Annotated in this window: 11 protein-coding genes; 9 read left to right on the top strand and 2 right to left on the bottom strand. The window is 50.7% G+C overall.

Annotated features, from left to right (window positions below; translation table 11 throughout):
• On the top strand, positions 1-939 hold the full coding sequence (locus H3L95_RS01075) for a lysophospholipid acyltransferase family protein (RefSeq protein ID WP_003757523.1): 939 nt from the start codon (positions 1-3) through the stop codon (positions 937-939).
• Positions 940-1,074: 135 nt separating this feature from the next.
• On the opposite strand, the gene dut is transcribed toward H3L95_RS01075, so the two are convergent.
• Positions 1,075-1,527, bottom strand: coding sequence for a dUTP diphosphatase (dut, locus tag H3L95_RS01070; RefSeq protein WP_040668318.1), 453 nt, complete (start codon positions 1,525-1,527; stop codon positions 1,075-1,077).
• A gap of 122 nt (positions 1,528-1,649) precedes the next feature.
• On the opposite strand from dut, the gene pdxH reads away from it, so the two are divergent.
• The 4 genes from pdxH (at position 1,650) to H3L95_RS01050 (ending at position 6,404) form a co-directional block, all read left to right on the top strand.
• Entirely contained in the window at positions 1,650-2,282 is a 633-nt protein-coding gene (gene pdxH / locus H3L95_RS01065; protein WP_003757518.1) for a pyridoxamine 5'-phosphate oxidase, read from the top strand.
• 222 nt (positions 2,283-2,504) lie between these two features.
• Positions 2,505-3,554 (top strand): pseudouridine synthase, encoded by a 1,050-nt coding sequence (locus H3L95_RS01060; protein WP_040668303.1) that lies wholly within the window; start codon positions 2,505-2,507, stop codon positions 3,552-3,554.
• A gap of 253 nt (positions 3,555-3,807) precedes the next feature.
• Positions 3,808-5,400: a vWA domain-containing protein gene (locus H3L95_RS01055; protein WP_182096185.1), complete on the top strand. Its 1,593-nt coding sequence runs from the start codon at positions 3,808-3,810 to the stop codon at positions 5,398-5,400.
• 77 nt (positions 5,401-5,477) lie between these two features.
• Positions 5,478-6,404: an aldose 1-epimerase gene (locus H3L95_RS01050; RefSeq protein WP_003757511.1), complete on the top strand. Its 927-nt coding sequence runs from the start codon at positions 5,478-5,480 to the stop codon at positions 6,402-6,404.
• Positions 6,405-6,606: 202 nt separating this feature from the next.
• Here H3L95_RS01050 and ygiD read toward each other — a convergent pair whose 3' ends face one another.
• Complete coding sequence (ygiD, locus tag H3L95_RS01045; RefSeq protein WP_040668300.1) at positions 6,607-7,392, bottom strand: 4,5-DOPA-extradiol-dioxygenase; 786 nt, start codon at positions 7,390-7,392, stop codon at positions 6,607-6,609.
• A gap of 263 nt (positions 7,393-7,655) precedes the next feature.
• Here ygiD and H3L95_RS01040 point away from each other — a divergent pair, with 263 nt between their 5' ends.
• The 4 genes from H3L95_RS01040 (at position 7,656) to H3L95_RS01025 (ending at position 11,949) form a co-directional block, all read left to right on the top strand.
• Positions 7,656-9,569, top strand: coding sequence for an HsdM family class I SAM-dependent methyltransferase (locus H3L95_RS01040; protein WP_003757508.1), 1,914 nt, complete (start codon positions 7,656-7,658; stop codon positions 9,567-9,569).
• On the top strand, positions 9,562-10,623 hold the full coding sequence (locus H3L95_RS01035) for a restriction endonuclease subunit S (protein WP_003757505.1): 1,062 nt from the start codon (positions 9,562-9,564) through the stop codon (positions 10,621-10,623). Before H3L95_RS01040 ends, H3L95_RS01035 begins: the two co-directional genes overlap by 8 nt.
• A 140-nt stretch (positions 10,624-10,763) precedes the next feature.
• Positions 10,764-10,931, top strand: a complete 168-nt coding sequence (locus H3L95_RS01030) for a type 2 periplasmic-binding domain-containing protein (protein ID WP_128887909.1) — start codon at positions 10,764-10,766, stop codon at positions 10,929-10,931.
• A gap of 64 nt (positions 10,932-10,995) precedes the next feature.
• Positions 10,996-11,949, top strand: coding sequence for an L-lactate dehydrogenase (locus H3L95_RS01025; RefSeq protein WP_003757499.1), 954 nt, complete (start codon positions 10,996-10,998; stop codon positions 11,947-11,949).
• The last annotated feature ends 52 nt before the right edge of the window (positions 11,950-12,001 follow it).

The following is a 12,001-nucleotide window of genomic DNA, read 5'->3' as shown; positions in this document are numbered from 1 at the left end:
ATGACCGACAACACGCAAAACCACTGGGCGGCGCAGCCCGAACGCGGCAGCCGCCTGTTTCTCGCCCTGACCACGCTGATGGTGCGCTATCTGCCTGCCTTCCTGATGAGGCCGTGCATCTGGTTTGTGGTGCTGTATTTCTACGCCACCGCGCCCAAACCGCGCCGCCATATCCTGCGGTATCAAACCCGTCTTCAGACGGCCTTTCCCGATACCGTTTTGCCGAAACACGGCGTATTCAAACAATTTATCGCGTTCGGCGAGGCAGTATGCGACCGATTTGCCGTGTGGCAGCGCAAAATCCGTTATGAAGATTTGGTACTAGAAGACCCGGACGGCGTTTATACGCAAGTGAGCAATTCGGTACGCGGGCAGATTTTCGCCTGCTCCCACTTGGGCAACACCGAAGTCTGCCGCGCGCTGGTGTCGCACCATAAAGGCTTCAGGCTCAATGTGTTAGTACACAGCAAACACGCGCAGGCGTTCAACGAAGCCTTGCAAAAAGCGGGCGCGGAACACATCCGCCTGATTCAGGTCACGGATTTGGATCCCACCCTGATGATGGAGCTGAACCGCCGCATCGAAGACGGCGAATGGATAGCCATTGCCGCCGACCGTGTACCCGTGCGTGGCGAAAAAACCGCCGACATCAACTTTCTAGGCCATACCGCCCCCATGCCGCAAGGCGCATGGCTCTTGGCGGCGCTCTTAAAAACACAAGTGAACACGCTGTTTTGCGTCAAACAAAACGGCCACTACCATTTGAAACTGCGCCGCTTCACCGACACCTCCGACTGGAAACGCGGCAACCGCGAAGCCGCCGTTACCGCCGCCATGCAGGGCTTCGCCGATATTTTGGCGCAAGAATGCGCGCAAAATCCGCTGCAATGGTTTAACTTTTATGATTTTTGGAACGAGGAAGAAGAAAAGGTCGTCTGAATCCTGAACTGCCCCTAAATCTCGGGCATTCAATAAGAGCCTATTCAGGCGCTCCGTGTAGGCCGGGTCTGTAAACAACGCGGTTATTCTCTACACAGCTCAAATTCAGACGACCTTTGTATGTGAACAGGCGGTTTAGGCTTTGCCCGTGCTGCCGAAGCCGCCTTCGCCGCGTTCGCTGGCGGCAAATTCGTCCACGACTTTGAACGAGGCTTGGACGACGGGAACGATGACCATTTGCGCGATGCGCTCCATCGGCTCGATGGTGAACGCTTCTTTGCCCCTGTTCCACACGGAGACTTTGAGTTCGCCCTGATAGTCCGAGTCGATCAGTCCGACCAAGTTGCCCAAGACGATGCCGTGTTTGTGTCCCAGACCGGAACGCGGCAGCAAAACGGCGGCGTAGTCGGGATTGGCAAGGTGAACCGCCAGACCGGTCGGAACGAGATAAGTACCGCCCGGTTGCAGGGTAACGGCTTCGTCCAGACAGGCGCGCAAGTCCAGTCCGGCGGAACCCGGCGTGGCGTAGGCGGGCAGTTTGTCCGCCATTTTCGGATTGAGGATTTTCAGTTCGACTTCGGTTTGCATGATTTTTTCCGTTTCATTTGATTTGACGCGGATTATACACATATTCCCCCTCCCTATCGTTGGAGTCGTCTGAAAAAACGGGGTATGATTCATTCAAACAAACTTGAGTATCGGAGGACATCATGGATTTGCACAATATCCGCGAAGATTACAGCAAGCGCGAACTGTCGGAATCGGAATGCTATGCTGACCCGATTGTCCAGTTCGAGCAATGGCTGAACGAGGCGATTCATTCGCAAGTCAACGAGCCGACCGCCGTCAACGTCGCCTCGGTGGGCGAAGACGGCAGGCCGAACAGCCGCATGGTGCTGCTGAAAGAAGTCAATCCGCAGGGATTTGTGTTTTTCAGCAATTACTTAAGCCGCAAAGGACGCTCGTTTGACGCGCATCCGTTTGCCGCCATGACGTTTTTCTGGCCGGAGCTGGAGCGGCAGGTGCGCGTTGAAGGACGCATCGAAAAACTGGATGCCGCCGCTTCGGACGAATATTTCGACAGCCGCCCCTACACCAGCCGTATCGGTGCATGGGCAAGCGCGCAAAGCGAAGTGTTGTCGAGCAAAGCGATGTTGGTTGCCAAAGCCGCTGCCGTAGGCGCGAAACACCCGCTGCACGTCCCGCGCCCGCCGCATTGGGGCGGCTATCTCGTCATTCCCGACCGCATCGAATTCTGGCAGGGCCGCCCCAGCCGCCTGCACGACCGCATCCAATACCGTTTGGTTGACGGCAACTGGATACGCGAGCGGCTGTCGCCTTAAACTTTCCACAGCTTCAAGCCGATAGGGTAAAATTCCGACTCCAGCAAAAGGTCGTCTGAAATATAAAAACGTTTTAGCAAAACTCGTTTCATTCGTTTCAGGCGACCTTTTATCCGTAACTTATCCTGCCGCCACCGCCGCAGAAGAACCGTTTTCCACAGCGGGTTGAATTTGACTTGCTCAAATTCAACCCGCTGCCATCAAACGCGTTAGGAGAATCCCATGTCCAAGCAACCCACCAGCAAACGCCAATGGCGCGACGGCGCAGCCCCGTCTGCCAAGAAAACCGCCAAACCTTTCAAAAGCAAAGCCCGTCCCAAAGACGAAACGCGCAAAACCGCTTCCAAACCTTACGGACAAAAAGTTTCAGACGACCTCAAGCCGCAAAACACCCCCAAACAGCGTGCCGCCAAAGCCAGAAAACTCGTCGTCCGCAATCCCAACCAAAAAATCATGGAACGCGCGCGCGATTTGAAAGAGCGCCGCAGCGACCTGTCGCGCATGGAGCCCGAACGCCTGCAAAAAGTGCTTGCCGCGTCCGGCGTCGGTTCGCGCCGCGAAATGGAAGAGTGGATCAACAACGGCTGGGTAACGGTCAACGGCAAAACCGCGCAGTTGGGTGACAAAGTCACCCCCGACGACCACGTTACCGTCAAAGGCAGCATCATCAAACTCAAATGGGCAGACCGCCTGCCGCGCATCATCCTGTATTACAAACAAGAAGGCGAAATCGTCTCCCGCGACGACCCGCAAGGCCGCGTCAGCATCTTCGACCGCCTGCCGCAGGCCGCCAGCAGCCGCTGGGTCGCCATCGGACGCTTGGACATCAACACCAGCGGCCTGCTCATCCTGACCACCTCCGGCGAACTCGTCCAACGTTTCGCCCACCCCAGCTTCGAAGTTGAACGCGAATACGCCGTGCGCGTACTGGGCGGGCTGACCACCGAACAAATGCGCAGCCTCACCGAAGAAGGCGTGATGCTCGAAGACGGCTTGGCAAAAGTCGAACGCATCTACGAACAAGGCGGCGAAGGCGCAAACAAATGGTACAACGTCGTGATCAAAGAAGGCCGCAACCGCGAAGTGCGCCGCATTTTTGAAAGCCAAGGCCTCACCGTCAGCCGCCTCGTGCGCGTCGGCTTCGGCCCCATCGGCCTGCCCAACCGCCTCAAACGCGGACAGTTCTACGAACTCAACCCCGCCGAAGTCGCCAACATCATCAAATGGGCGGACATGCTGCTGCCGGGCGAACGCCGCCGGAAGAAAAGTTAATGTAAGATAAATCGGGGCTGAGACCTTTACAAAATCGTCTCAGCCCGACAAAATCTTGCCCAAGTCATAAACATAGTGGGTTAAGTTTAGACCAGTACCGCATTGCTCCGCCTTGTCCTGATTTAAACTTAACCCACTATTCACACATTAAAATCCAAATAAAAAGTGACCCTGCGCTATCGTTGAATCTGCCAATACACTGCTATCAATACTTTTAACAATCAGCATGTGATATTTCTATGGAGCTTGAATCATGCCCCGTTTTTTTCTAAAAACCGTTTCCATACTCACGTTAGCAGCTTTGGCCGCGTGTTCCGGTCCACTCGAACACTCAAGTTCCTCACCTGAAGGTCTTCAGAGTCCACCCAACGCAGCACTGTCTACTGCCGCCGTTGCTGAAGAAAATCTGCCTCTTGCAGAAAACACCGAACGCTACCAAGACCAACCCGACCAACCGGTCAAATCCGTTGCTCAAGAGCCTGTTTCCACATTCAGCATAGACGTCGATACCGGAAGCTACGCCAACGTCCGCCGATTTCTGACCAATGGCGAACAGCCGCCCAAAGACGCTGTACGGATTGAAGAAATCGTCAATTATTTCCCCTACAACTATCCACTGCCTACTGACAACCGTCCATTTGCCGTTCACACTGAAACCATTGATTCTCCATGGCAACCGGAAGCCAAACTCATCAAAATCGGTATCCAAGCACAAGACACCGCGAAGAAAGACCTACCGCCTGCCAACCTCGTTTTCCTTGTGGACGTATCCGGCAGTATGGATGAGGAAAACAAACTGCCGCTGGTTCAAAAAACCCTTCGCATCCTGACCCAACAATTACGTCCGCAAGACAAAGTGACCCTGATTACCTATGCGTCAGGCGAAGATCTAGTGCTTCCGCCCACCTCAGGTGCAGATAAAGAAACCATCCTGAGCGCCATCGACAAACTGCGTGCAGGCGGCGCGACAGACGGCGAATCCGCACTGCAAATGGCTTATGAGCAAGCGCAAAAAGCCTTCGTACCCAACGGCATCAACCGCATCCTACTGGCGACTGATGGCGACTTTAACGTCGGCGTATCCGACACCGAAACCCTCAAATCCATGGTTGCCGAAAAACGCAAAAGCGGCGTTTCACTCAGTACCTTGGGCTTCGGCATGGGCAACTACAACGAAGACATGATGGAACAAATCGCCGATGCGGGCGACGGCAATTACAGCTACATCGACAACGAAAAAGAAGCGAAAAAAGTCCTGCAACAGCAGCTGACCTCCACACTCGCCACCGTAGCGCAGGATGTCAAAATCCAAGTCGAATTCAACCCCGCCACCGTCAAAGAATACCGTTTGGTCGGCTATACCAACCGCACCCTGCGCAATGAAGACTTCAACAACGACAGAGTAGATGCGGGCGACATCGGCGCAGGCCACAGCGTGACCGCCCTCTATGAAATCATCCCGCAGGGCAAACAAGGCTGGCTTGAAGAATCGCGCTATCAAAAAGCTCCGGCCGCCAAAGGCAGCAAAAACGAATACGCCTTTGTCAAAGTGCGCTACAAACTGCCCGGACAAAAAGACAGTCAACTGATGCAGCAAGCCGTCCCCGTCGGCAGCAAACCGCTTGACCAAGCCGACAAAGACACCCTGCTCGCCCTTACCGCCGCTTCCTATGCCCAAGCCCTGCGCGGCGGAGAATACAACGGCAAACTCAGTTGGAGAGACATCGAAAACATGGCACAAAAAGTCCAAGGCGATGACCCGTTCGGCCTGAAGTCCGAATTTCTCCAACTGGTACGTACCGCCGCCGGACACGGAGGAACATCAGGTCCTTTAGTTAAAGAGTAAAATCTCAAAAGGTCGTCTGAAAACTTTTCAGACGACCTTTTATACACCCTGTCTCAACCACCATCAGGAGCCGCTTCATGTTCACACTCAAAACCGACAACGACCGCCTGCTGCTCGCCTCAGCCGATTTGCGCGCGGAAATTTATCTCTACGGCGGACTGCTCAACCGCTACGAAATCCGCCGCCCCGACGGCACATGGTTCAACATCGTCAAAGCCTACGACACCCCGCAACACGCCCGCGAGAGCCTGACCGAATGGTTCCGCAGCGGCAAGCTCAGCCCGTACGCCTGCCGCCTGCGCCACGGCAAATACAGCTTTGACGGCAAAGCATATCAGTGCGGCAAATTCAAACTCGCCGAACACGCGGCACACGGTTTGATGTATGACCGCGAGTTCGCCCTCGTCAACAGCCACGCCGACAGCCAATCCGCCGAAGTCGAAATCCGCGCAGATTACGCACAAGACGACAGCGGCTACCCCTTCCCCTTCAGCCTGACCGTCCGCTACCGTCTCAGCGCAGACGGCTTAAGCATCCGCTCCACCGTCCGCAACCAAGGCGCAACCGCCATGCCGCTCGCAGACGGCTGGCACCCCTATTTCACACTCGGCGGCAAAACCGACGATTGGTCGATGGAAATCGACAGCAGCAAACGCCTGGGTTTCGATGCCGATTTGGTTCCCGACGGCAGCATGATCGATGATACCCGTTTTCAGACGACCTCAAACTTGGCAGGCATCGAATTGGACAACAGCTTTGTCTTGGCACGCAGCAAACCCGCCGCCTGTACGCTTTCAGGCAACGGGCTGACCCTGAGCATTTACCCCGACGCATCCTATCCCTACCTGCAAATCTTCACCCCATCGACCCGCGACACCATCGCCATCGAAAACCTCAGCGGCGCACCCGACTGTTTCAACAACGGCTTAGGGTTAATCAAGCTGGACGCGGGAGAAGAAGCCGCATTTGAAACGCGCTACCATATCGCAGCCAACCGTCCGTAAGCAGCCCGAATCTTTACCGGCAAAGCAAAGGTCGTCTGAAAACGCCCAATCAGGTTTTCAGACGACCTTTTAACCAACTGATGCACTGGTTTCTTTGACTGAAAAACAAAAAACAGCCCGCGTCAATAAACCTAGCATTTTCAATCAAATATGCTGTATTAAATCATAACCTGACCGAAATAGCGTTGCCATATTTTTTCTTTTACCCCACTAAAAGCGAAGTCATACTGAGCGAACCGGCGACAAGGTTGTCGTTGAAAAACGTAATGGCATCATCCGGCTCGCGCAATGCCATAATACAAAGAAAAGGCAGATAATGTTCCGGCGTCGGCACTGAGAGCATCGCCTTTTCGCCCAGCCGTTCGTAATGAATCAAAGTATCGTCATCCCGCTCAACAATCGCCTGATTGACTGTTTCACGGAACGCAAACGCCCAGTCATAACCCGCGCCGATTTGATTAATATGCGCCCTACTCATCACGCTCAGATTATGGATAATATTGCCGCTGCCGATAATCAACACACCCTGTTCGCGCAAGGCGGATAATTTTTTCGCCAAATTGAAATGCCATTCCGCCGATTGCGAACGGTTAAGGCTGAGTTGTACCACAGGAATATCGGCATCGGGATACAGAAATTTCAGCACCGCCCACGCACCATGATCAAAACCGCGTGTCGGGTTCAGTCCGACATTTTCCGGCTGCAATAACGAGCGCACCTGCTCCGCCAATTCGGGCGAACCGGGCGCCGGATACTGCACTTGGCTGAGTTCTTCAGGAAATCCGTAAAAATCGTAAATCATTTCAGGATGTTCACCCGATGTAACCTGCAAACGGCTGCTGTACCAATGCGCCGAAATCATCAAAATCGCTTTGGGTTTGGCAAACTTTTGTGTAATCAGGCGGAGATTTTGGTTGAACGGATTTTCCTTATCCAGCACATTCATCGGACTACCGTGCCCGACAAACAATACAGGCATTTTTTTCATCATTGCCTCCTTAAAATATTTGATGAGGCGGATTGTACGGATAAATGATTAAGCAATAAATCTCAATTTATGAACAACATATTTTCCAAATAGGAAATAATGAAATATTCTTTGGCTTCGCTACAAATGAAACCAAGCGGTTAATATCAATGTAAAAATCCAACACAGAACTGCAAAACTAAAATTATTTCGCCTACCACCCCATGTTACAATAATCCATACATTTCTTAATAATATTTAATATCGATCTTGAGAAACCAAATATGGCTAAAAAAGAAATCAAAACCGATCTTTGGGTTTACGACCTGCTCAAAGAGGCAGAATTAAACTTATGCCCGCAAGGTAGCGATATTGCCGAACTGGATAAAGCATTAAAAACCGCTTCCAAAGCGCAAACAGGCAAAGCGGGCTATCCCGAATACTGCGGCGTTGTGAAAGATTTTGTGATTGTTATTGAAGACAAAGCCGATACCGCCGACCACATCAAACGCGACGATAACGACTTAATTTGTCAAACCGCCGCCAGCGTCAAAGATTTTGCCGTAAACGGTGCGCTGCATTACGGCATCCATTTGGCAAAAAACACCGGCTACAAGAAAATCATTGCCATCGGCGTATCGGGCAACGAAAAACGTCACAAAATCTCACCGCTCTTTATTGACGAACGTGGCGGCTATAAAGAACTGGAAGATGTGGAAACATTCACCTTGTTCAACGAAAAGAACATTGGCGAGTATTACACTAAAAACATCTTGAAAGAGCAGACAGACGAAGAAAAAACCACTGCCGAAATCCTAAAAGATGCCAAAGAACTGCACGAAGATCTACGCAATTACGGCAGTATTCAGGATAAAGACAAGCCGTTGATTGTGTCCGGCATTTTGCTTGCACTGCGTGAAATCGAACATAAAAACTTTGATATAGATAATTTAAACGGCGACGATGTAAAAACCGATGGGCAAAAAATTTACGAAGCCATTCAGTCAAACTTAGAGCGTGCCCAAGTCAAACCACAGGTAAAAAAAGACAAACTGCTCAGCCAGTTTTTGGTTATCCGCGATACCAAAGCCATCAATGAAACCAATTCCATATTGGGCAAAACCCCGCTCAAACACTACACTCAATTTATCTACGACCACATTTACAAAAACATCAAATACATCCATTCCGCTGAAGACTATTTGGGACGCTTTTACGGCGAATTTATGTCCTATTCGGGCGGCGACGGACAGACGCTGGGTATCGTACTGACCCCGCGCCATATTGTTGAACTGTTTTGCGAACTGATTGACATCAAACCGACTGATTCGGTATTCGACCCCTGCTGCGGCACGGCAGGCTTTCTGATTGCCGCCATGCACCATATGCTGCAAAAAACCGATAAAGAAGCTGAAAAACGCAATATCCGCAAAAACCAACTGCACGGCATCGAACTGCAGCCCTATATGTTTACCATCGCCACCACCAATATGATTTTGCGCGGCGACGGCAAAAGTAACTTGGAGCAGGAAGATTTTTTAAAACAAAACCCTGCCCAGCTCCAGCTTAAAGGTTGCAACATCGGCATGATGAATCCGCCCTATTCGCAAGGCTCGAAAGCCAATCCCAACCTTTACGAAATCTCCTTTACCGAACATCTTCTAGATTCTTTAACAGAAGATGGCAAGGCTATTGTGATTGTGCCGCAGTCTTCCATGACGGGAAAAACCAAAGAAGAACAGTCGATTAAAGAGAACATCCTCAAAAAACACACGCTTGAAGGCGTAATTACCCTGAACAAAAACACCTTTTACGGTGTCGGAACCAACCCCTGCATTGCCGTCTTTTCCACAGGCATCCCGCACGACAAAGACAAAACCGTCAAATTCATCAACTTTGAAAACGACGGTTTTGAAGTGCAGAAACACATCGGCCTAGTGGAAACCATCAGCGCAAAAGACAAAAAACAACATCTGCTGGACGTATGGTTCGGACGTATTCAGGCAGAAAGCAAATTCTGCGTGGAAACCACCGTAGAAGCCGATGACGAATGGCTGCATTCGTTTTACTACTTCAATGACGAAATCCCCGCCGAAGCCGATTTTGAGAAAGTGATTGCCGATTATCTGACCTTTGAAGTCAATATGATTACGCACGGTAGAGGGTATTTGTTTGGATTGGAGAATAGTGATGAGTAAATTGAAATTGACGGATAGAAATTGGGGAAGGTTTACGATTGGCGATTTATTCCATATTAAAATAGGGAAAAGTATTGATGGGAATAAGGTGAATCGAGAAAGTGGAAAAATCGCTTATATTACCCGTAAAGAACAAAATAATGGTTTAGATGGATTTATTGATTACGAATCTGACTTCTTAAATAACGATTATCCGGTCTTAACGATTGGCAATGAAACTGCCGAACCTTTTGTGCAATGCTACCCATTTTTTACAGGAACAAAAGTCAATATCTTAAAACCAAGACAAGAGCTTTCTGCGTCTGTTTTATCGTTTGTAGCGGTAAGTTTAAAACAACATAAATCTAAATATTCTTACTCGTTTACGATTAATTCAACACGTTTGAAAAAACAGGTTATTCTGCTCCCCGTCAATTCAGACGGCTTGCCCGACTGGCAGTTTATGGAAGATTTTATGAAGCAAATCGAACGGGATAAAATTGCCGCCGTGCTAAATTATTATAATAATTCATTAAATAACAATGGCTTGCAGGGGGGGGTAGAGCATTGGACACCGTCTAAAAACCGCTGGGCGGCGTTTGCGATACAGGATATTTGCGAGATTCATTCGGGCGTGCGCCTAACCAAGCAGGATATGCAGGAAGGGAAAATCCCGTTTGTCGGGGCAAGCGATTCAAACAACGGCATCACTGCCTTTATTGCGAATAAAAATGCCAGCTTGGATAAGGATGTTTTAGGCGTAAACTACAACGGCAGTGTGGTGGAAAATTTCTACCATCCCTACGAATGTCTGTTTTCAGACGATGTAAAACGCTTGAAAATCAAATCAAAACAGGCTGGGAAATATGCTTATCTGTTTTTAAAAACCATGATTTTGAAACAGAAATCCAAATACCAATATGGTTATAAATTCAACGCAACCCGCATGGCGAAACAGAAAATTCTACTGCCCGTCAATACCGGCAACCAGCCCGATTGGACAAATATCGAACGCTTTATGCAGCGAATCGAACTGGAAAAAATCATGTGTTATTTGAAAAACAGGCAGCACTGAAAGATTACGGCTCACCCTTTAACGGACTGTCCGAACTCAAAGACTGTCTGAAAAGGTAGCACACCTGTTCAAAACCTAAATGCAGGCTGTATCTGTCAATCACATACTACCTGTTTTCAGACGACCTCGTTATCGTTTGAATGTCGCATATCATTGTCGCAGCCGTTCTCAATTCTAGACAACTGGTCGAACTGTTGCCTGAATACGCCATCACTTACGATCCGGTTTACCTCTATTACCCCAGCTGCCGCAGACATTCCAATGTGTTTAAGCTGATTGTGGATGCGCTGCGGGTGGAGGTCGTCTGAAATTTGACGCCACCCTGTCCAAGTGTTATTAATAATTCCTATTCACAAACAAACAGGAACAAACATGAAAAAAGTTGGTAACAAAGTAGTCGTTGTGGGCTTGGGCGCGGTTGGGGTCAGCTATGCCTATTCGATGCTCAACCAAGCCTTGTGCGACGACATGGTTTTAATCGACATCAACCGCACACGCGCGGAAGGCGAAGCGCGCGACTTCCGCCACGGAATGCCTTATGCCGCCTCGCCTGCGCGTATTTACGTCGGCGATTACGATGATTGTTCGGATGCGGATATCGTGTGTATTTGTGCGGGCGCGGCGCAGGCTCCCGGCGAAACCCGTTTGGATTTAATCGACAAAAACCTGCGCATCTTCCGCGACATCGTTTCGAAAGTCATGGCCTCCGGCTTTGACGGCATCTTCTTGGTTGCCTCCAATCCTGTGGACGTACTGTCTTATGCCGTCCTGCGCTTTTCAGGTTTGCCCAAAGAGCGCGTTATCGGCTCGGGTACCATCCTTGACTCCGCCCGTTTCCGCGTTTGTCTGGGCAACGAATTCGACGTCGCACCTTGGAGTGTCGATGCCATGATGATCGGCGAACACGGCGACAGCATCATTGCGCTATGGAGCACCGCCAACATCGCGGGTATGTCGGTTCAGAAGATGTTGGAACAATCAGAAGACGGGCAGGCGCGTATGGACAAAATCTATACCACCGTGCGCAATGCCGCCTACGAAGTCATCGCCGCCAAAGGCTCGACCAGCCACGGCATCGGCATGGGCTTGAGCCGCATCTCCAACGCCATCCTGCACAATCAAGGCGTCGTGCTGCCCGTCTCCACCCTGCTTGAAGGCGAGTTCGGACAAAAGGGTGTGTATATCGGCGTACCGACCGTCGTCAACCGCCAAGGCGCGGTCCGCATCATCGACCTGCAACTTTCCGACGACGAAGCCGAACGCTTTGCCCGCTCGGCGGAGCTGTTGAAAAGCTATCAACGTAAAGTCGATGAAATGGTCGGGTAAACAGAATCGCCTCTAAGTAAAACAAAACGTCGTCTGAAAACTGGAAATTTGG

The organism is Neisseria sicca, assembly GCF_014054945.1.
GTDB lineage: Bacteria > Pseudomonadota > Gammaproteobacteria > Burkholderiales > Neisseriaceae > Neisseria > Neisseria sicca.
The sequence above is the reverse complement of the archived record's forward strand: the minus strand, read 5'-3'. Positions and strand labels throughout refer to the sequence as shown.